The organism is Serratia sp. CY33802 (assembly GCF_052169095.1).
Lineage (GTDB): Bacteria > Pseudomonadota > Gammaproteobacteria > Enterobacterales > Enterobacteriaceae > Serratia > Serratia bockelmannii.
The window spans coordinates 1365382-1385603 of sequence record NZ_JBJNLL010000001.1 but is presented as its reverse complement, the minus strand read 5'-3'; the positions used below and the strand labels follow the sequence as shown (position 1 = coordinate 1385603).

Sequence of the window (20222 nt, the reverse complement as noted above, 5' to 3'; positions counted from 1 at the left end):
TTAGCAAACTGCGGCATAGGCGGGGCGGCGAGCGCCCCGGCGGGGGTTATTGCGGCGTCAACACCCGGCGCGTGCGGCCGGAGCTGAGGTAGTCGGCGATATAATCCTGCGAGATTTCGCCGCTGTAGCGGCCGTCTTCATCGACGATCGGCATCCAGGAGGTGTTGTGCTCGTACAGTTTCGACAGCACCACGCGCAGGTTCTCCTCCGCACGGGCGGTGACGCGGAAACGGTGCAGGCTGTCGGCGCAGACCCCGGGCGCGCCGCGCGCCTCACGGCGTTTGACGTATCCCAACGGTTTGCCGTCGGCATCCACCACCGTCACCGAGCGGGCGTCGATATCGTCCATCAGACCGAACGCCTCCACTAGCGGCGTCTCCCGGCGCACCGTCACCGTTTCCTGTTGATCGGCCACGTCGCCGGCCTGCACCAACAGCAGGCGCTTCAGCGTGCGATCCTGGCCGACAAAGGACGCGACGAAGTCGTTCGCCGGGCGCGCCAGCAGCTCATCGGCGCTGGCGTTCTGCACGATTTTGCCCTGGCGGAACACCGCGATGCGATCGCCGAGCTTCAGCGCTTCGTCGATGTCGTGGCTGACCAGCATCACGGTCTTTTTCAGCTGGCGCTGCATGTCGAGAAACTCGTTCTGGATGGTTTCGCGGTTGATCGGGTCTACCGCGCCGAAGGGCTCATCCATCAGCAGCACCGGCGGATCGGCGGCCAGCGCGCGGATCACGCCGATGCGCTGTTGCTGCCCGCCGGACATCTCTTTCGGGTAGCGGTGCAAAAAGCGCTTGGGATCCAGCGCCACCATGCTCATCAGCTCCTCGGCGCGATCGTGGCAGCGTTTTTTGTCCCAACCCAGCATGCGCGGCACTACGGTGATGTTCTCCTCGATGGTCATGTTGGGGAACAGACCGATCTGCTGGATGACGTAGCCGATTTTGCGGCGCAGGCTGACGGTATCCAGCGCGCTGGTGTCCTCGCCGTTGATCAGAATGGTGCCGCCGGTGGGTTCGATCAGGCGGTTGATCATCTTCAGCGTGGTGGTTTTGCCGCAGCCGGAAGGGCCGAGCAGCACGCAGATTTCGCCTTCCGGCACGTCCAGATTGATGTTGTCGACGGCGTTGAACGGCGTGCCGTTCTTCTGCATGAACTGTTTGGTCAGATTTTCCAATTTAATCATGAACGGATCCCCTTGGGCGTTAGCGCAATTTGCAAGCGGTGCAATAACCAATCGAGAACGATCGCCAGCAGGCTGATCATCACGGCGCCGGTAATCAACTGGCGGATGTCGCTGCTGCTGATGCCGTTGAGCAGCAGCAGGCCAAGGCCGCCGGCGCCGATCACTGCGGCTATCGCCATCACGCCGATATTCATCACCACGGCGGTGCGAATGCCGCCGAAAATCACCGGCAGTGCCACCGGGATCTCAACCCAGCGCAGGCGTTGCCAGAACGTCATGCCGATGCCGCGGCCGGCTTCGCGCAGCCCGCCGGGCAGGTTGTCGAGCGCAGTGTGGGTATTGCGCACGATCGGCAGCAGCGAGTAGAGGAACACCGCGGTGATCGCCGGTACGTAGCCAATGCCGTGGCCGATTAAGGAAAACAGCGGGATCATCAGCCCGAACAGGGCGATGGAGGGCACGGTCAGCACCAGCGTGGCCAGGCTCAGCACCGGCGTCGCCAACCATTTGTGGCGGACAATCAGCACGCCGAGCGGCACGCCGATCAGGATCGCCAGGCCGACGGCGACGCCGACCAGCAGCAGGTGTTCCAGCGTCAATCCGGCGATATAGGCCCAGTTTTGCCAGGCGTAAAGTACAGTATTCATCACATGCCTCCCTAAATCAGGCCGCGCTGCTTGAGGAACGCGTCGGCGACCTGTTGCGGCGTCTGGTAGTCGATATCTACCTTGGCGTTAAGCTCGGTGATGACCTGGTTATTGAACTGTTTCGACAGCGTGTTCAGCGCCGCTTCCAGCCCCGGCGTGTTTTGCAACACGTCGGCGCGCACCACCGGCGTGACCGCATAACTCGGGAAATAGCCTTTGTCGTCTTCCAGCACCTGCAGATCGAACCCTTTCACCCGACCGTCGGTGGTGTACACCAGCCCGGCGTCGACGAAGCCGTCGCGAATGGCGTTGTAGACCAGGCCGGGGTCCATCTGGCGGATTTGCGGGCGATCGAGCGGCATGTCGTACAGCGCCTGCATCGGCTTCAGGCCGTCCGAGCGGCCGGCGAACTCCAGATCCAGCCCCAGCAGCCAGTTGTGTTTAGGGTCGGTTTTACGCACCTGCTCCACTTTGGCCACCAGCTGCGACATCGTGCGGATCTGCTCTTTTTCCGCGCGCTGTCGCTGCATGGCGAAGGCGTAGGTGTTGTTCATGTCCGCCGGCTGCAGCCAAACCAGCCCGAGTTTGGCGTCGAGCTTTTTCACCGTGTCGTAGGTTTCCTGCGGCGACATGCGCTTATTGATGTGGTTAAAAATGATCAGCGAGGTGCCGGTGTATTCCCAGGTCATGTCGATCTGTTTGTTGATCATCGCGTTGCGGGTGATCACCGTGGCCAGATTGGTCTTGGGTTCGACCTGAAAACCTTTGGCCCGCAGGTATTGCACGGTAATCGCAGACAGAATGCGCTGTTCGGTAAAGTTCTTGCTCGCCAGCGTCAGCGGGGCGGCCCAGGCGGCCGCGCCGGTCATCAGCAAGGAGAACAGCAGCGCGTGGCGGAGTGGTTGTAACCATCGAGTCATCGCGTTTCTCCCATCAGGATGCGGTGTGCGGGCTGAGCCGGCGGCCGAGACCGGCCAGCGCCAGATCGAGCAGCAGGGCGATCAGCGCGGTGGCGGCGGCGCCGAGGATCAGCGTCGGGAAGTCGTTCAGGTAGATGCCGGGGAAGATCAGCTCGCCGTAGCTGCTGGCACCGATTAAAAACGCCAGCGGCGCGGTGCCGACGTTAATCGCCATTGCGATGCGCACCCCGGCGAAGATCACCGGTAGCGCGTTAGGGAGTTCAACCTGCCGCAGTCGCTGCCCGGCGGTCATGCCAATACCGTTGGCGGCCTCGACCAGCGCCGGTGGCACCGAACGCAGGCCGGCATAGGTATTGCGCACGATGGGCAGCAGCGAGGCGAGGAACAGTGCCACCACCGCCGGCCGATCGCCGATGCCGATGATTACCATCGCCAGCGCCAGCACCGCCAGCGGCGGCAGGGTGTTGCCGACGTTGAAGATCTGCATCACGTGTTCCGCCCAGCGGCGGGCAAAGGGGCGGCTCAGCAGGATGCCGCTGGGAATGCCGACCAGCAGCGACAGCAGCATGGAGCAGGCCACCAGGAACATGTGTTGCTGGCCGAGATAGATCAAATCTTCCCGGCGCGACTTGAGGGTGTCCCAACCGATGCCGTAAACCAGCAGCGCGATGACGGCGATAAACAGCAGGCTCCCGAGGAGCAGGCGCCGGTATGGCGCTGACTTGTGCATGATGTTGCGTCCTCCGTTGCGCGGAGCGGCCGACGAGACGGCGCATTCCGCTCTGATTGTTACCCACGGCCCGGCGGGCGTGGCGGTACAAAACGGGCGTTTCGCATGAGGTTAGCGACATTGAGCGAAGGGTGCGTTCGGCGCAGCGTGCTGAACGTAGGCTCAATACGTGAGTTAATCAGCATAAAATACTGATATTTAAACCCAAGAAAGCACGAAGCCCAAAGGCGTCGGCTAGGGAAGGTATAGCACCCTGTCGTTGGTCGTGCCAAGTTTTATGAACAAAATCAGGTGATTGAGTTTACGCCGATCTGCGCCTCAGCCCGCGTCAGCGCTGGGATGCATGGAAAGTGAAAAAAATCCGCCGCATAACGTTACGCCGTAACAATGAGTCGCAAATGGTGCGATTCGCCGCCGGCAAAGACAGGATGTGAGGGGGGATAGACTCGGCGCAGGCGCTTGCTGATATACTCAGAGAAAATAAAAACGCCAGGAAAGCTGCATAACGCCATGACAAATAACGTTTCACCCGCACCCATCGCCCACCGGCCGCTGATTCTGATCGCCTGTATGCTGGCGATGTTCATGTCGGCGATCGAAGCCACCATCGTCGCCACCGCCATGCCCACCATTATCGGCGATCTCGGCGGCTTCTCGCTGCTGGGGTGGGTATTCGCGGTCTATTTGCTGGCGCAGGCGATCACCATCCCCATCTACGGGCGGCTGGCGGATCTCTACGGCCGCAAGCGGGTGTTCTTCTTCGGCGCCACGCTGTTCCTGCTGGGATCGGTGCTGTGCGGCTTCGCCCCCGACATGTATTGGCTGATCGGCTTTCGTCTGCTGCAGGGGTTGGGCGCCGGCGCCATCATGCCGATCGCGTCCACCATCATCGGCGACATCTACAGCGCCACCGAGCGGCCGAAGGTGATGGGCTACCTGTCGAGCGTATGGGGCGTGTCGGCGATCATCGGCCCGCTGTTGGGGGCGTTTATCGTCCAGCATCTGCCGTGGGCGCTGGTGTTCTGGGTTAACCTGCCGATCGGCCTGCTGGCGATGTTCTTCCTCTGGCGCTATCTGCCGGCGCATCAGCAGCTGCGGCGGCACGCGCTGGATCTGGCGGGCACCGCCTGGCTGACGCTGTTCGTTTCGGCGCTGCTGCTGGCGCTGTTGCAGATGGAAAGTCTGGGATGGTGGGTGGCGCCGCTGTTTGCGCTGGCGGCGGCGTCGCTGGCGCTGCTTGTCCGCCAGGAGCGGCGTGCGGTCGAACCGTTGTTCCCGCTGGCGCTGTGGCAAAGCCGGGTGATCGTCGCCGGCAACATCGGCGGGCTGGTGATCGGTGCGGCGATGATGGGCATCAGCGCTTTCCTGCCCACCTTCATTCAGGGCGTGATGGGCGGCTCGCCGCTGGAGGCGGGCACCACGCTGGCCCTGATGTCGATCGGTTGGCCGCTGGCCAGCACGCTGAGCGGCCGTTTGATGCTGATGACCTCGTATCGCGCCACGGCGCTGCTGGGGGCGCTGCTGTTGGTGGCGGGCGGCCTGATATTGCTGCTGTTGCAGTCGGCGGGCGGCCTGCTGTGGGGCCGGGTGGCGGCGTTTATGGTCGGCGCCGGTATGGGGTTGTGCAACACCACGTTTCTGGTTTCGGTGCAGAACGCGGCGCATTACAGCATTCGCGGCATCGCCACCGCCTGTACCGTGTTTACCCGCATGGTGGGCTCGGCCATCGGCACCGCTATTCTGGGCGCGACGCTGAATCTCAACTTGCAGTGGCGTTTGCCGGAGATTGACGATCCGGTGCAGCGTCTGATGGAACCGGCGGTGCGCCAGAGCATGGGGAGCGAGGCGTTGGCGCAGCTGACCCAGCAGGTGGCGGCTTCACTGCATTGGGTATTTCTGGTGTCGGCGCTGGTGTCGTTGCTGGCGCTGGCGGCGGCGATGCTGATCCCGGCGCGTTGTCGGCCGCAGGGCGAAGAAGAAGAGGCGGAGCAGGCGTAAGGGATAAGGAAAGGGCGCTGCTGCAGAGCGCCCGGGATAGCCGGTGTGGCTTACTGCGTGTTGGAGGTATCCTGGCTGGTGCCGGTCTGCGCCGCGTCACCGCGATCGTCGCCGTTGTTCAGGCGGGTATAGACGATCTTCTGGGTGTCGTTTTCGCAGTGGCCGACCACCTGGCCACCCGCTTGATCGGCCTGATCGTTGGGCACGATCTCCAGTTTGAAGCCGGACTCCGGTACGCCGTTATTGACGATTTTTTGCGAAATGTCCGCTTTCACGCTTTCGCAGGAGGCCAGTGCCGCCAGCGGGGCGCCGGCCAGCAACACAGCGGTTAATATCAGCGTTTTTTTCATCACGTCATCCTTTTAGACAATGGACTTCCTGTAACAGGATAGCAGCAACGGCGACCGGGTTTCACGCTTGCCCGCCCGCCGCAGGCGGATTAAGGATTAATCCGACGGCCGGTCTGGCGATCCAGGCATTTACGGGTGTCCGGTTCCCAGTAGGCGTTGACGTTGTTGCTGTCGTTGCAACGGTCTTCGTCATCCGCGGCGCGATCGGCCTTGTCGAACTCTTTCTCGACGCGAGTGTTAACCTTGTGGCGCAGGGTTTTGGTATCATTCCACTGCTCTTTGCTCTGGCGCGCTTCTTCGGTGCTCATCGCGCCGCTGCCTTTGCCATCGACGGTGACGCAGGTGCTGCCCTGAGTGCAGGTGGCGGCCAGCGCCGGCGCCTGCCAGGCGCCCATAACGGCCAGCATGGCGACCGGCAGCATCCCGCGCAGCAGTCGTTGGGTCGAAAATGTTTTCATCGTTTCATCCTTATGAGTGAGTGCGCCTGATGATGGCGGCACTGGCGTTACCTCGCCCGCAGGCGTGGTGACAAATATACCACTGCGTTCCTGGAATTCACCAGCCAAGCGCCGATTCGTTTACTTTATCGAGAGAAAACTGCGACCGATGTTAAAAACCACGCTGTTGTTTTTCGCCACTGCGCTCGCCGAAATTATCGGCTGTTTCCTGCCTTACCTGTGGCTCAAGAAGCAGGGCAGCGCCTGGCTGCTGCTGCCGGCGGCATTAAGCCTGATGCTGTTTGTCTGGCTGTTGACACTGCATCCGGCGGCCAGCGGGCGAGTCTACGCGGCCTATGGCGGCGTGTATGTGGCGACGGCGCTGCTGTGGCTGCGGGTGGTGGATGGGGTGAAGCTGTCTGCGCTGGACTGGGTGGGCGCCGGGGTGGCGCTGGTGGGCATGCTGATCATCGTTTCCGGCTGGCGCGCGGCCTGAGGAAACAGGGCGGGAGTCGCCTCCCGCCGCCAGGGATCAGGCGCCGCGGTGGATGTTCAGCCCGGCGAAGGACTGGCTGACCGGCATCATTTCCAGCGTGTTGATGTTGACGCGCGCCGGCAACGTGGCGACCCAGAACACCGACTCGGCGATGTCTTCCGGCGTCAGCGCATCGGCGCCTTCGTAGGTTTTATTGACCTTGCCGTCATCGCCCTTGAAGCGCACGTTGGAAAACTCGGTGCCGCCCACCAGGCCCGGCTCGATATCGGTCACGCGGATGCGCGTGCCGTGCAGATCGGCACGCAGGCCCAGGCTGAACTGTTTGACGAACGCCTTGGTGGCGCCGTACACGTTGCCGCCGGCGTAAGGCCAGTTGGCGGCGGTGGAGCCGATGTTGATCACATGGCCGACGTTGCGTTCGACCATGGCCGGCAGCAGCGCGCGCGTCATGTTCACCAGCCCTTTGGCGTTGGTGTCAATCATGGTTTCCCAGTCATCGGCGTTGGCCTTGTGCGCCGGCTCCAGCCCCAGCGCCAGCCCGGCGTTGTTCACCAGCACGTCGATCTGACGCAGCTCGGCCGGCAGTGCCTCGATCGCCTGTTGAATGGCGGCGCGGTTGCGCACGTCGAGCCGCACGATGTGCAGCGCTTGCCCTAATTCGTCCTGCAGCTCTTCGAGACGCTCAAGGCGGCGGCCGGCGGCGATCACCTGGTGGCCTTCACGGATAAAACGGCGCGCAATGGCTTCGCCGAAACCGGAGGTGGCGCCGGTAACAAAAATAATCATGTTGCTGTTCCTCAACTGTTTTTACCCTACATGCCTCTATCATTAGCACAAACCCGCAGGCAGTGGCAGCGGTTATCACGGCGGAAAGCAAAAAAGGTCACACCGGGCCGGCGGCCCGATGCAGATTAGCGCTGAGGCGGTAAGTGGTACACTACGGCGTCATACTTGACGCGTTCGCAACGGCCGGCCAGCACGCCGCCCAGCGACTCGACGAGGCGGCGGCTGGCGGTATTCTGTTCGGCCACCGGGTAGATAAGGTGCTGCGGCTGAAAGCGTTCGCTGACCCAGCGCGCGATGCTCTCAACGATTTCGCGGCCGTAACCCTGGCTATGCAGGCTCTCTTTGACCCAGATGCCCAGCTCCGGGGTGTGGCTGCGCAGGTTGTGTGCGCCGCCGACGCCGACGAACTCTCGGTCTTCGCGCCGGCGGGCGACGAAGATCACTTCTTCGCCTTCGCGCATCAGCGGCAGCCAGCCTTGCCAGACGTTGGCGAAATCTTCCGGTGACGCTTCCGGCTCAAAGGTCATAAAGCGCGTCAGAGTGGGGGTGATCGCCTGGTAAACATCGTCGGCGTCTGCTGCGGTAAAGGGGGCAATCAACAAACGGTCGGTGTCCACGCGGCACTGAGAAAGGTCATTATGATTCATCTTATTCCCTCGCTTTTCAGGCCAGAACGGCAAAAAATCCGCGCCCATAAATCGGGGCGGATCGTCGATACTACGCGTATTAGCGTCAGAAGCGACTTATTTTTCGCCGTTGCGGCGGCGCGGAGGAGTGGTTTTATGTGACATCGTCACGTTGATGGGAAAGGCGGCGGGCACGGTTAACCGCGCCCGCCGCTGAAGATCAGAACTTCACCGAACCTTGCAGATAGATCGTGCGCGGCTGGCCGATGTACAGACCTTTGTTGTTGTCGTCATAGGCGCGGGTGAAATACTCGTGGTTGAACAGGTTTTTCACCCCGACGCCCAGATTCAGACCGGCCATTTCCGGGCCGAAATCATAGGCGGCGCGCACGCCCCACAGCATATAGCCGGGAATGCGGCCGGTGCTGCCGTCGGCGCTTTCCGCCACGGTGTTGGCGTTGTCGGCGAACTGGCTGGACTGGAACTCGCCGTTAAGATTAAACGCCCAGTTGCCCGGCGTGTAGTCCAGCCCCAGCGTGCCTTTATGCTTCGGCGAGAACGGCACCTGGTTGCCCTTGTAGCCGCCGTCTTCGCGGATGGTGGCGTTGACGTAGGCGTAGCTGGCGTAGGCGGTCAGGTCGTCCAGTTTCGGCGTCAGCTGCGACAGATCGTAACGCAGGCTGCCTTCCAGCCCGGCGTGGCGGGTTTTGCCGCGCGCGGTCACGCTGTCGGTCACCTGGTTGGAGTCGTACTGGTTGTTGAAGTTGATCAGGAACAGCCCGATCTCGCCGGTCAGCGCATCGCCGGCGTAGCGGGTGCCCAGCTCCCAGGTGCGCGCCTTCTCCGGTTCAATCTTGCCGCTGTCGACCGCTTTGCCCATCTGGCTGTATTGCACGGTGCCGAAGGAGCCTTCGGTGTTGGCGTACAGGTTCCAGTATTCGTTCAGGTGATACATCACGTTCAACGCCGGCAGCGGCGCGTTATAGCTAACGTCGAGGCGGTTGTTCTTGATGTAGTTGTTCTGATACGACTTGATGTACTCGTAGCGCATGCCCGGCGTGATAGTCCAGTCGCCGATGTCGATGCGATCGTCGATATAGAAGGCGTGCGCCTCGGTGCCGGACTGGGTGTCGCGATCGTACGGGCTGGCGGTGGACGGCAGCCTGCCGGTGCTGGCCTTGCTGGTGTAGCGTAGCTCGTGGGTGGATTCGCTGACGTAGCGGTAGCCGACGCCGACCTCATGCGCCGAATCGCCCCAGCGGAAACTCTGGCTGTAGCGCGGTTCCACGCCGCGCACCCAGTATTCGCGCGGCGACAGCGTCAGGTTTTTACCCTGATCCAGATAGCCGCTGCGCAGGGTGTAGGTGTAGAAGCTCTGCACGTCGAACTTATGCTGTTGATCCGGCTGATACTGATAGCCGAAGTTGGCCAACTGGCGGCGGCCCCAGAACTTGTCGTACGGGCGCGTCGACTGGAATGGGTTGGCGTTGTAGTCCGCCCGGCTCAGGCCGCCCGGCATGTCCGCTTCGCCTTCGTAGTATTGCAGCAGGCTGTTGAAGGTGTGCACCTCGTTCGGGGCGTAGCGGCTTTTCAGCATCACGTCGTCAATCTTGGTCGCGCTGTGCTCGCGCCAGTCGCTGCCGCGGGTGCCGGAGTAGAGCAGCGCCGCGCCGAAGCCGTTGTCGGCGGTGCCGCCGATCATCAGGTTGCCGGTGCCTTTCGGGTGATCCTGGCGCGAGGTCGGGCTGAGCTGCCCCTGCATGCCGGCCTCTATGCCGAAGGTTTTCGGGATGGCGCGGGTGACGAAGTTAACCACGCCGCCGACGCTCTGCGGCCCGTAGCGCACCGCGCCGCCGCCGCGCACCACGTCAATCGCATCCATATTGCCGAGCGAGACCGGCGCCAGCGACAGCTGCGGCTGGCCGTAAGGGGCGAAGGGCACTGGGATGCCGTCCATCAGCACGGTGGAGCGGCTGGCAAGGCGCGGATTGAGGCCGCGAATGCCGAAGTTCAACGCCATGTCATGGCTGCCGGTGCCGTTGTTCTCCGGCGCCACTACGCCCGGCACGCGGTTCAACGCTTCACGCACGGTGGTGGTGCCGGTTTTGACGAAGTCTTCGCGGCGCACTACGTCGCGTGCACCGGGATGCTCGAACACGTCTGCCTGACGGCCTTCCGCCAACCAGTCGCCGACCACGGTGATGTCCTCTTCTTTCTGCGGCTGCGGCAGTTTGGCCAGCGTGTAGCCGTTGTTGCCGAGCGCTTTAGCCTGCAGGCCGCTGCCCGCCAGCAGGGCGTTCAGGCCGTCATCGACGCCGTAGCTGCCGCTCAGGCCCGGCGAACGTTTACCGGCGGTCAGTGCGCCGTCCACCGAGAGCGCGATGCCGGCGCGCGCGGCGAACGCGTTCAGCGCGCCGTCCAGCTCACCGGCCGGAATGTGATAGGCGGCAGCGGCGCTGGCGGCGCTCGCCATCTGCGGTGCAGCGAAGACCAGGCCAATGGCCACGGCCAGCGGCGTGGCCCGTTTTCCCCAAAGCGAAGCCGGAGCGACCTTTCCCCAAGCGTTGTTCATACCTTCTCCTGAATCATTTTTTATTTATTGCTGCAGTGTTTTCCTGGGAGTCGGATGAGCGAAGCAAAAGGGACAATCAAGAATGCGATTTTTTATCATTTTTATTTAAAAAGATTCAGGCGGGGACGATTTGCAGCCAATAGCGGGTAAAGCTCTGCAGGCGCACCGGCAGGGTCTGGCTGAGCAGGGCGAGGGCGCGATCGGTATCGTTGAGCGGGAAACTGCCGCTGACGCGCAGGCCGGCGACGGCCGGATCGCAGCTCAGGTGGCCGCGCCGGTAGCGCGCCAGTTCGGCGATCACCCGGTCCAGCCGCCACTGGCTGACGCTCAACACGCCGCGCAGCCAGCCGTCCTCCGTCGTGGCCGGTTGTTTGTCGCTGAAGGCCGTGGTGCTGAAGCTGATCTGTTCTCCGGCGTTCACCCGGCGCTTTTGTTGCGCGTCTTGCGCCAGCTGCGCCTCGACCGCGTGTTCCAGCACCGCCAGGCGCGTTTCGCCGTCGCTCTCGCGCACCAAAAAACGGGTGCCGAGCGCGCGCATCGCCCCCTGCGGGCTTTGTACCCACAGCGGCCGGGGATCGCGTCCGGTCACCAGGCTGATTTCTCCGGCGTGCAAGCGGATCAACCGTTGGCGATCGTCGTAATGCACGTCTACCGCGCTGGCGGTGTTCAACACCAGTTGGGTGCCGTCGCTTAACACAATGGGTTTGATTTCGCCGGTGGCGGTGCGGTAGTCGGCGCGCAGCTCCCGGCCGAGCGGCGACTGGTAGAAGAATCCGCCGCCGCCCACGCCGAGCAGCAACAGCAGACTCTTCAGCAGGGTGCGGCGATCGATCGCCGACTGGCGGTCGGCGCGATCGAGCGCACGGTAGCTGAACTTGCCCGGCACGCCCTGCAACTGACTCTGCAGCGCTTCGACGCGCTGCCAGGCCCAGCGGTGATCGTCATGCTGCTGGTGCCAGGCTTGCCATTGTTGGCGCTGGCGTTCGGTGACGTGCTCATCGCACAGCAGGGCATACCAGTGTGCGGCCATTTTCAGCGCCTGGCGCTGCTCGGGGGTGATGGCGTTGCTCATGAATAAATGTCGTTTTCGAGGCTGAACAGCAGGCAATGCTCGGTGGCTTTGGCCATGTATTTTTTAACCGAACTGACCGACACGCCGAGGCGCGCGGCGATGTCCGCATAGCCCAGACCTTCGAGCTGCGACAACAGAAAGGCCTGTTTTACCTTCGGCCCCAGGCCATCGAGCATGGCGTCGATCTGCTGCAGGCTTTCCAGCAGGCTCTGGCGCTGCTCCGGCGACGGGGCGTAGCCTTCCGGGATCAGCACCAGCATCTCCAGATAGGCGCGTTCCAGCGTTCTGCGGCGGAACAGATCGACCATCACCCGCTTGGCGACGGTGACCAGAAAATCTTTCGGCTCGCGCAGGGTCGCCGCGGCGTCGCTTTTCAGCAGGCGCATGAAGGTGTCCTGCACCACATCGTCCGCGTCGAACGCGCAGCCCAGCCGCCTGCGCAACCATCCCTGCAACCAGGCATGATGGGTGGCGTAAAGGCGCGACAGCGCGGTGTGCGGGGCGGAAGCGGTGGCGGACATGGTTTTCGCATTGCTGGTCAAAAAGATGCGCGGATGATAATTGAGAATGGTTATCGTTTCAAGTTTGTCGGGTGGCCTGCGGAATGGGCCAGACCGCTTTGCATCGTGTTGGAATAAACGTCACGGCCGCGAAATTATCCGCTTGCCCAATAAAGGTGCAGCGGCGCGGTGTTATTTCGGCAAGCAAACGGTTGCTATTCGTCTGCCGTTGAAGACCGCCACGCGTTTTATTCTTTTTCATCGGTTGGTTTTCTTTGGTTGAATTAGTATTACTCTGTTTTTAAATAAAAATATATTTTATGACCGCCTATTGGCACACGGCTTGCTATGCTTAATCCGGTCTTTATGTTTGGGTAAAAAAGGCCTTGTTTCATCATCGCAAGTTATTACGCGGGTGAGCTTGGCCGGCCGTCACAAGGAAGAAAATAATGGCACTGCAATTCACCACGGCTATTCGTGGCAATTTTTTTGATATCGCCGCCTGTGTGGAGGCGCCGCAACAGCTCGAGGAACGCCTGCGGCATGTTCCCGACGGTTTGCTGCTGCTGAACGACGGCGTCATCGTCTGGTTCGGCAGCTGGCAGCAGGGCGAGGCGCTGCTGCCGCCGGGCTTCGCGGTCACGGAGTATCGCGACAAACCGATCGTGCCGGGCTTTATCGATACCCATATCCACTATCCGCAAACCGAAATGATTGGCGCCTATGGCGATCAACTGCTGGACTGGTTAAACAATTACACCTTCCCGACCGAAAGCCGTTACGGCTGCGAGCAGCACGCCGATGCGATGTCGGCCTTCTTTCTGCGGGAGTTGTTGAGCAACGGCACCACCACCGCGCTGGTGTTCGGCACCGTGCATCCGCAGTCGGTCGATACGCTGTTCAGCCAGGCGGCAGCGCTGAACATGCGCCTGATCGCCGGTAAGGTGATGATGGATCGCCATGCGCCGGAGGCGCTGCTGGAAACGCCGGAGCAGAGTTACCGCCAAACGCGTGAACTGATCGAACGCTGGCACGGCAAAGGCCGCCTCGGTTACGCCATTACGCCGCGCTTTGCGCCCACCAGTACGCCGGCGTTGCTGGCGCAGGTGCAGCGGCTGCGCGAAGAATTCCCTGACGTTTGGCTGCAGACGCACCTGAGCGAGAATCCGCAGGAAGTGGCCTGGGTAAAATCGCTGTTCCCGCAGAACCAAAGCTATCTGGACGTTTACCACCGCTACGGCATGACCGGCAGCAAAAGCGTGTTCGCCCACTGCCTGCACCTGGAGGAGCAGGAGTGGGACTGCCTGTGCGAGACCCGCTCGGCAATCGCCTTTTGCCCCACCTCCAACCTGTTTCTCGGCAGCGGGCTGTTTGACCTGCAGCAGGCCTGGCGCAAGCGGGTGAAGCTCGGTATCGGCACCGACGTAGGGGCCGGCACCACCTTCAATATGCTGCGCACGCTGGGTGAGGCGTACAAGGTCGGCCAACTGCAGCATTACCGGCTCGCCGCCGTAGAAGCGTTCTATCATGCCACCCTGGGCGGTGCCCGCGCGCTGTCGCTGGACGACAAAATCGGCAACTTCAACGTCGGCAAAGAGGCGGATTTCGTGGTGCTCGATCCGGCGGTCACGCCGCTGCAGCAGTTGCGCTACGCCAACAGCGCCACGACGGCGGAACAAGGGTTCGTACTGATGACCCTGGGAGACGATCGCAACATTTATCGCACCTATGTGAATGGTAAGGTGGTTTATGAGGCTTCGCGCTGACACAGCCGCGCCTGCAGCCAAACGCTGAGCGGTGCGACGGCGACGGCACTCAGCGCGCACAGCCATAACAGACGTTGCAAACTGAGCGGGGTGAGGCCGCCGCTCAGCAGCGTGGAGGAGAGCAAGAAGGCCACCGTGGCGCTCAGGTGTATCAGGGCGGTTTGCAGTACGCCGAAGGCGGCGCGTTGCCGATTGTCCGGCCAGCGCATGCTCAGGGAAGAGATCGCCACCAGCCGCGCATAGGCCGCCGCGAGAAACGCGACCATGAACAGTTCACCGCGATCGCCACCGCGCGCCGCCAGCCACAGGCTGCCCAGCAGCAACAGCGTGGCGCCCACCGTCAGCGTCACGGCACCAAAGCGTTGCAGCCAGCGGCCTGCCAGCACGGTCGCCAGATAACCGGCCACGCCGCCGATGAAAAATAGCCAGGACAAATGCGCGTCTACCACCTGTAACCGCTGGGTGAGCAGCGGCGCCAGCACCGGGATCAGCAGCATTGGGCTGAACTGCGTCAGGCCGGCGGCGGCGGCGAACAGTAACAACCGGCGATCGAGCGTGACGGGCGCGGCAGCCTGTGGCTGCGGCGCATCCCTGGGAACGAACAGCGCCACCAACACCGCCGCCAGCAGACACAGCCCGCCGATAGCCGCCAGCGCAACGCGCCAGCTTGCCACTTCGCACAGGTACAGCATGCCCGGCATGCCGACAATGCTCACCAGCGAAAAAGACGCGATCACCGTCGCCAGCATTCTGCCGTGCAGCGCGGCCGGCGCGGCGTTGAGCAGCAAGCCGATCCCGACGCCCATCGTGGTGCCGCCCAACAGCCCGGCCAGCAGCCGCAGCGCTAACAGCCAGTAAAACTGCTGGGTTGTGGCGATCAATAAGGTGGTCACGCCCAGTAGCGTGACATTGAGCATCAGAAAGCGCTGCTTCTCAACGCCGCCGATCCAGAAAAATGCGCCGATGCCGGAAATCACCGCCGCCAGCGTATAGGCCGCGCTGACATAGCCGGCGAAGCTGACGGGCACGGAAAAATCGGCGGCCATGTAGAGGAATATCGGGTTGAATACCATGTATTCCAGTGCGTTGGTGAACTGAATAAAGGCGATGACCAGCGCTATCGCCGTCAGCTTTCTCGTGGGTGTCATAAGCATCTATCGGTTGCAGAGTCAGGCCGGCAGTGTAGCGCTTGGCGTTGATCGGGATTAGATGGTAGAAATGGCATGGTTTGTTATCAAATCAGGGATAATCATGCGCGATAAATTGGATTTAAACCTGTTACGCATCTTCGTGGCGGTGGTGGAGCAAGGCAGCTTCGTCGGGGCGGCGCGGGCGCTGGCGATGCCGACCTCCAACGTCAGCCGCTATATCTCTCAGCTGGAGCGCCAGCTCGAGCAGCGATTGCTCGAACGCAGCACTCGCTCGATGCGGCTGACGCCGAACGGCCAGCTGTTGCATGAACGCACCCAGCCGCTGCTGGCGTCGCTGGAACACACCGCGCAAACCCTCAGCGAACGGCAGCAACAGCTGCGTGGGCCGCTGCGCCTGTGCGTGCCCAATGAAGTGGGGCCATACCTGTTGGGCGAGCCGCTGGCGGCGTTCGCCCTGCAGCATCCGCAGATCGAAATCAGCTGCGTGACCAACCTGGCGGGTATGACGTCGCTGCTCGACGATGTCGATCTGGCGGTGATGATCAGCCGGGGCATGCTGGACGACAGCGACTATGTCGCGCAGCCGCTGGCGTCTTTCCCCTGCATCGTGGTGGCCGCTCCGGCGTTGCTGGCGCAGTGGTCGCCGTCGTCGGAGATTGAACAATTCACGCAATTGCCCTGCATCAGCACGGTGGATGCGCTGAAGGGCATGCCGTGGCAGTTCGTCCGCCCGGACGGAACCTTCGTTACCGTCCCGGTCAATGCGCGCTATCGCGTCAATAGCGGGGAAATGGCGCTGAAGGCGGCCTTGGCCGGCGTGGGGTTCGCCATGCTCTCCGAGCTCGGCTGCCGGCCGTTTCTGGCCGATGGCCGTTTGGTTGAGGTGCCGCTGGCACTGCCGCCGGCGCCGCTGCAGCTGTATGCCGTTTATCCCGGCCGCCGCTATCTGCCGGCCAAAACGCGCGCGCTGCTGACCTTTCTGATACAGCAGGTCGGCGAGGCGGCTCACGTCTAATCACTTGTTTTTTCTCAAACTGCCAACTGCCCTAAGCTAGGAGGTGACTCAGAGGGAGCCATTCCCCGAGACCTTATTCCGTGGACATGGAGGCGTTTCGATTTGATGCGTTTATCCACATTGCTGCTCGATCCGGCGGTCACGCCGCTGCCTATTACATATGGCGAGAGATAGAATGAATAGAGTTATTTGATTAGGAGGCTCTTTATTGGTTTTTTATCGATATGCATAGTGATATACGGCTATGTGGCTGGGTAAGTGCGTAAAAAACATTGCATTTATTCGGAACGCCCGATATCATAATGAGAATAATTATCTTTACGATATCGCTAATTAAAAACAACAGATCTGTTTTAATCTCTGCTGCTGTTTTTCGATATGCTTCCGCATTTTACGAGCCAAGGCTGGCTTGAATTTTATTTCTGGAAAGGGATGTCATGCGTGATTTGTTTCGACAGGAAGCCACGGATCATCAGCGGGCGAAATGGGCGGGTAAGGCTTTATTGATAAACGGCTTGCCTGCCTGGTGCTTTGGTCTTTTATCGTTTTTATTTATTCTTGTTTTCCTCTCTTTTCTTATATTCAGTCATTATACACGCCGCATTAATGTTTATGGTGAAATCACCACCTTCCCCCGCTCAGTCAACGTGTTTGCGCCCCAACAGGGTTTTATCTCGGAACGCTTCGTCGAAGTGGGGGATGTGGTTAAAAAAGGCCAGCGTCTTTATCAGATTGATGTCAGCCGAGTGACGGATAACGGGAAAGTGAGCGCCAATACGCGCCTGGCGCTTGAAAACCAGTTAAAACATGTCGACAGCATCATTCTTAAGTTGCAAGACAACAAGCGTATGACGCTGGAAAATCTACGCGCGCAAAAAAAACAGTATGAATTGGCGCATATGCAGTCCAAACAGCTGTTGGATAATGCACGAGAGGGGGTGGCATTTGCTCAGGACAACATGCGTTCCTATAAGGAATATCAGCAACGCGGTCTGATTACCAAGGATCAGCTTAGCGGGCAAACCTATTCATTTTATCAACAACAAAGTCTGTTCCAAAACCTGCATAGTCAACACATTCAGGAGTCGTTGCAAATTACGAATTTGGAAAGTGACATCGTTACGCGCGCGGCAGATTTCGATAACCAAATTTCGCAGTACCAGTTTCAGCGCAATGATTTGCAACGGCAGTTAGCGGAAGCCGATGCCAGCGGCGCATTGATCGTGAACGCCCCAAGCGATGGCCGCATTGAGTCTCTCAGCGTTACGCCGGGTCAGATGGTCAATAGCGGTGACAGCTTGGTACAGATTATTCCACGTAATGGCGCGATTTATCAGCTAGTTTTATGGTTGCCGAACACCAGCGTGCCTTATGTTTCAGCGGGGGACGGCATTAACATTCGCTATGACGCTTTCCCTTATGAGAAGTTCGGTCAGTTTCCCGGCAGAATAGAAAGCATCGCTTATGTACCGGCCTCCATTCAAGAAATGTCAACTTACAGCAGTTCTCCCGTGCATCAACCCAGCGCGCAAACGGCATCTTTTTACAAGGTGACCGTTTCCCTGGATAAAACGCATATCAGTTACCAGGGCAAAGCGTTGCAGCTCACTAACGGCATGCGGGCTCAATCCACGCTGTTTCTGGAAGAAAGGCCTCTATATCAATGGATGTTCTCACCTTTCTACGATATGAAAAACAGCCTGATGGGGCCAATCAATGACTGAATCTTATTTAGACGCGCTAAAGGGCAAACTCAATTTGTCGCTGCGCCGCAAAGTGCCGCAGATCCTGCAAACTGAAGCCTCGGAATGCGGGCTGGCCAGTTTAGCGATGGTATGCCATTACCATGGTTTGCAAATCGATCTGTTTAATCTGCGCAGCCGCTACGGCTTTTCTTCACGCGGGGCGACGCTCTCCGCGTTGATTGACATCGCGAGCGCACTCAAGCTGCAATCCAGAGCGTTATCGCTGAATATCGATGAGCTTAAAGCGTTGAAAATGCCCTGTATTCTGCATTGGGACATGAAGCATTTCGTGGTGCTTGTCAGTGTCAGCCGAGGGCGGGCGGTGATCCATGATCCTGCCTTTGGTCGTAAAGTGCTGGAGTTGCATGAACTGTCGCGGCATTTTACCGGCGTAGCGCTTGAGCTATGGCCAGACAGTGAATTTCAGCCGATCAAACAGCAAAGCAGATTGCGCTTTCGTAAGCTGATGAGCAATGTGCGCGGCCTTAAGGGAGCCTTGCTAAAGATCTTCTGTCTGTCGATCGTGATTGAAGCGGTTAATCTGCTGTTGCCCGTTGGTACGCAGTTGGTCATGGACCATGTGATTTTGGCCGGCGATCATGATCTTTTAGCGCTGATATGTATAGGATTGCTGTTCTTTATTTTATTCCGCACCGGCGTATCCATGTTGCGCTCGTGGATCTCTATCGTCATGGGCGCGTTGATAGACGTGCAATGGAAGGCGGGAGTGTTTGATCATCTGATGAAATTGCCGCTTTCCTTCTTTGAGAAGCGCAAGTTGGGTGATATTCAATCCCGTTTCGGCTCATTGGATACGATAAGAGCGACTTTCACTACCAGCATCGTCAGCAGCATTATTGATGGCATCATGTCTGTCGGGGTATTTGTCATGATGCTGCTCTATGGCGGCTGGTTAGTTTGGGTGGTGCTCGGCTTTACGGCGATATACGTCATTCTCAGGCTGTCGACTTATCAACATTATCGGCAGCTGTCGGAAGAGCAGTTGGTGAAGGGCGCGCGGGCCGGGTCTCATTTCATGGAGACGTTATATAGCATCAGTACGTTAAAGGCGTTGGGGTTATCTGAAACCCGTTCACAGTATTGGCTGAATCTGAACGTAGAAACGATCAATGCGGGTATCAAACTGACCAAGTTAAACATGATGTTTGGCGGTTTGGGGGCGTTTATTGCCACCTGCGATCAGGTGATCATCCTTTGGCTCGGCGCGGCATTGGTCATAGACAATCAAATGACGATCGGCATGTTTATCGCGTTTAACGCCTACCGTGGGCAGTTCTCGGAGCGTGCCAGCAGCTTGATCGACATGATGCTTCAGCTGCGAATGTTAAGCTTGCACAATGAAAGGGTGGCGGACATTGTGCTTTCGTCACCGGAACCGCAAATGCCCGCGCGTCAGCTCTTCACAAAAGGCAACGCCGCAGAGCTTCAGGTGCGGAATCTGCGCTACCAGTATGATCGTTTGGCGAAACCCATTATCACGGATTTGAATCTCAGCATTGCCGCGGGAGAAAGCGTGGCGATTGTCGGCCCCTCCGGCGTGGGTAAAACCACATTGATGAAGTTAATGTGTGGGTTGCTGTCGCCGGATGAAGGAGCCGTGCTGGTCGATGGTATGGATATCAGCAACATTGGCGTTAATAATTATCGCCAATGTATCGCTTGCGTGCTGCAAGATGACAAGCTGCTGGCGGGATCTATCGCTGAAAATATTTCAGGATTTGACGCCGAAATGGATCTGAAACGTATTGAGGCGTGCGCACGGCGTTGCAATATGCATGATGATATTCAAAACATGCCGATGGGCTACGAAACATTGATCGGCGAATTGGGGGGAAGCCTTTCTGGCGGACAGAAACAGCGTTTATTGATAGCCCGTGCGCTCTATCGTCGCCCCAGCATTCTGTTTATGGACGAAGCGACCAGCCACCTGGATCTCGATAATGAAACACATATTAACCGCGCTATTTCACAACTGAACATTACCCGCGTGATTATTGCGCACCGTCCATCGACGATTGCCTCTGCGGATAGAGTCATTCAACTCGGGTAACGTCAGCTTCGCTTCACCTGGCTTCTTCATCTCGACATTTTCGCTACGCCAACCGCGCTGCTCACCCTGTGGTGGGCCCATGACAAAAAGGGTTATCATAACGATAACCCTGGCATGAAATGACGCTTTAGGCGCTGAAGCCAACGTTAACCGG

Annotated in this window: 19 protein-coding genes; 6 read left to right on the top strand and 13 right to left on the bottom strand. The window is 59.7% G+C overall.

What is annotated here, in order from left to right:
- Positions 1–46: 46 nt before the first annotated feature.
- The 4 genes from osmV to ACJ8HA_RS06400 all read right to left on the bottom strand — a co-directional run bounded on the left by osmV (position 47) and on the right by ACJ8HA_RS06400 (position 3483).
- Entirely contained in the window at positions 47–1186 is a 1140-nt protein-coding gene (gene osmV / locus ACJ8HA_RS06415) for an osmoprotectant ABC transporter ATP-binding protein OsmV (RefSeq protein WP_016927861.1), read from the bottom strand.
- Entirely contained in the window at positions 1183–1833 is a 651-nt protein-coding gene (gene osmW, locus ACJ8HA_RS06410) for an osmoprotectant ABC transporter permease OsmW (protein WP_049199194.1), read from the bottom strand. Before osmW ends, osmV begins: the two co-directional genes overlap by 4 nt.
- An 11-nt stretch (positions 1834–1844) precedes the next feature.
- Complete coding sequence (locus tag ACJ8HA_RS06405; protein WP_173888958.1) at positions 1845–2702, bottom strand: glycine betaine ABC transporter substrate-binding protein; 858 nt, start codon at positions 2700–2702, stop codon at positions 1845–1847.
- 64 nt (positions 2703–2766) lie between these two features.
- Positions 2767–3483 (bottom strand): ABC transporter permease, encoded by a 717-nt coding sequence (locus ACJ8HA_RS06400; RefSeq protein WP_043143261.1) that lies wholly within the window; start codon positions 3481–3483, stop codon positions 2767–2769.
- Positions 3484–3993: 510 nt separating this feature from the next.
- On the opposite strand from ACJ8HA_RS06400, the gene ACJ8HA_RS06395 reads away from it, so the two are divergent.
- On the top strand, positions 3994–5481 hold the full coding sequence (locus ACJ8HA_RS06395) for an MDR family MFS transporter (RefSeq protein WP_197812678.1): 1488 nt from the start codon (positions 3994–3996) through the stop codon (positions 5479–5481).
- Between the two features lie 50 nt (positions 5482–5531).
- Here the strand turns inward: ACJ8HA_RS06395 and ACJ8HA_RS06390 are convergent, their stop codons facing one another.
- Together ACJ8HA_RS06390 and ACJ8HA_RS06385 are read right to left on the bottom strand one after the other, a co-directional pair.
- Positions 5532–5831 (bottom strand): DUF1161 domain-containing protein, encoded by a 300-nt coding sequence (locus tag ACJ8HA_RS06390; protein WP_019455911.1) that lies wholly within the window; start codon positions 5829–5831, stop codon positions 5532–5534.
- A gap of 89 nt (positions 5832–5920) precedes the next feature.
- Positions 5921–6289 carry a DUF1283 family protein gene (locus ACJ8HA_RS06385; protein WP_019455910.1) on the bottom strand — a complete coding sequence of 123 codons (369 nt, stop codon included), beginning with the start codon at positions 6287–6289 and terminating at the stop codon, positions 5921–5923.
- A 148-nt stretch (positions 6290–6437) separates the two neighbouring features.
- Between ACJ8HA_RS06385 and ACJ8HA_RS06380 the strand changes: the two genes are divergently transcribed.
- On the top strand, positions 6438–6764 hold the full coding sequence (locus ACJ8HA_RS06380; protein WP_025302721.1) for a YnfA family protein: 327 nt from the start codon (positions 6438–6440) through the stop codon (positions 6762–6764).
- Between the two features lie 36 nt (positions 6765–6800).
- On the opposite strand, the gene ydfG is transcribed toward ACJ8HA_RS06380, so the two are convergent.
- From ydfG to ACJ8HA_RS06350, 6 genes are all read right to left on the bottom strand, one after another.
- Positions 6801–7550, bottom strand: a complete 750-nt coding sequence (gene ydfG, locus ACJ8HA_RS06375; RefSeq protein ID WP_025302722.1) for a bifunctional NADP-dependent 3-hydroxy acid dehydrogenase/3-hydroxypropionate dehydrogenase YdfG — start codon at positions 7548–7550, stop codon at positions 6801–6803.
- A gap of 125 nt (positions 7551–7675) precedes the next feature.
- Entirely contained in the window at positions 7676–8197 is a 522-nt protein-coding gene (locus ACJ8HA_RS06370; protein ID WP_043143257.1) for a GNAT family N-acetyltransferase, read from the bottom strand.
- 199 nt (positions 8198–8396) lie between these two features.
- The gene (gene fecA / locus ACJ8HA_RS06365) at positions 8397–10748 is read right to left on the bottom strand and encodes a TonB-dependent Fe(3+) dicitrate receptor FecA (protein WP_197812676.1); all 2352 of its coding nucleotides are present in this window, start codon (positions 10746–10748) and stop codon (positions 8397–8399) included.
- Positions 10749–10863: 115 nt separating this feature from the next.
- Positions 10864–11820 (bottom strand): ferric citrate uptake sigma factor regulator FecR, encoded by a 957-nt coding sequence (fecR, locus tag ACJ8HA_RS06360; protein ID WP_060447217.1) that lies wholly within the window; start codon positions 11818–11820, stop codon positions 10864–10866.
- Positions 11817–12341: a ferric citrate uptake sigma factor FecI gene (gene fecI / locus ACJ8HA_RS06355; RefSeq protein ID WP_197812672.1), complete on the bottom strand. Its 525-nt coding sequence runs from the start codon at positions 12339–12341 to the stop codon at positions 11817–11819. Before fecI ends, fecR begins: the two co-directional genes overlap by 4 nt.
- A 58-nt stretch (positions 12342–12399) precedes the next feature.
- Positions 12400–12582 (bottom strand): hypothetical protein, encoded by a 183-nt coding sequence (locus tag ACJ8HA_RS06350; protein ID WP_127146125.1) that lies wholly within the window; start codon positions 12580–12582, stop codon positions 12400–12402.
- Positions 12583–12769: 187 nt separating this feature from the next.
- On the opposite strand from ACJ8HA_RS06350, the gene guaD reads away from it, so the two are divergent.
- On the top strand, positions 12770–14086 hold the full coding sequence (guaD, locus tag ACJ8HA_RS06345) for a guanine deaminase (protein WP_197812670.1): 1317 nt from the start codon (positions 12770–12772) through the stop codon (positions 14084–14086).
- Here the strand turns inward: guaD and ACJ8HA_RS06340 are convergent.
- Positions 14068–15234 (bottom strand): MFS transporter, encoded by a 1167-nt coding sequence (locus ACJ8HA_RS06340; RefSeq protein ID WP_197812668.1) that lies wholly within the window; start codon positions 15232–15234, stop codon positions 14068–14070. The two genes, guaD and ACJ8HA_RS06340, sit on opposite strands and share 19 nt — an antisense overlap.
- A 103-nt stretch (positions 15235–15337) precedes the next feature.
- On the opposite strand from ACJ8HA_RS06340, the gene ACJ8HA_RS06335 reads away from it, so the two are divergent.
- From ACJ8HA_RS06335 to ACJ8HA_RS06325, 3 genes are all read left to right on the top strand, one after another.
- Positions 15338–16252, top strand: a complete 915-nt coding sequence (locus ACJ8HA_RS06335) for a LysR family transcriptional regulator (protein ID WP_049295526.1) — start codon at positions 15338–15340, stop codon at positions 16250–16252.
- 437 nt (positions 16253–16689) lie between these two features.
- Positions 16690–17976, top strand: a complete 1287-nt coding sequence (locus tag ACJ8HA_RS06330; protein WP_016927851.1) for an HlyD family secretion protein — start codon at positions 16690–16692, stop codon at positions 17974–17976.
- Positions 17969–20068, top strand: coding sequence for a peptidase domain-containing ABC transporter (locus ACJ8HA_RS06325; protein WP_016927850.1), 2100 nt, complete (start codon positions 17969–17971; stop codon positions 20066–20068). Before ACJ8HA_RS06330 ends, ACJ8HA_RS06325 begins: the two co-directional genes overlap by 8 nt.
- Positions 20069–20222 lie beyond the last annotated feature (154 nt).